The following is a 271-nucleotide window of genomic DNA, read 5'->3' as shown; positions in this document are numbered from 1 at the left end:
CACCGAACTGTGAAGTATCTTAACAATTTAATAGAACAAGACCATCGACCTATTAAACGACGAAATAAATTTTATCAAAGTCTCCGTACAGCCTCTTCCACGATTAAGGGCATGGAGACCATTCGAGGAATATATAAAAAGAACCGAAGAAATGGAACGCTCTTCGGCTTTTCGGTGTCTACTGAAATCAAGGTATTAATGGGAATAACAGCCTAAGATATTTGGAGTTCAGAGAGGGCGCGTTTGATTTTCAAACTTCGCAACAGAACCA

Annotated in this window: 1 protein-coding gene; it reads left to right on the top strand. The window is 39.5% G+C overall.

Going from position 1 to position 271, the window contains the following annotated elements:
* Positions 1-216 (top strand): DDE-type integrase/transposase/recombinase (locus HMPREF2731_RS14395; protein ID WP_024636257.1); only part of this gene is annotated, 216 nt, incomplete at its 5' end.
* Between the last annotated feature and the right edge of the window lie 55 nt (positions 217-271).

Origin of the sequence: Enterococcus sp. HMSC072F02 (assembly GCF_001837725.1) — a bacterium.
In the GTDB taxonomy this organism is placed as follows: Bacteria; Bacillota; Bacilli; order Lactobacillales; family Enterococcaceae; genus Enterococcus_B; species Enterococcus_B lactis.
Note: the sequence above shows the minus strand (reverse complement) of the source record. Positions and strands in the feature narration are given on the sequence as shown.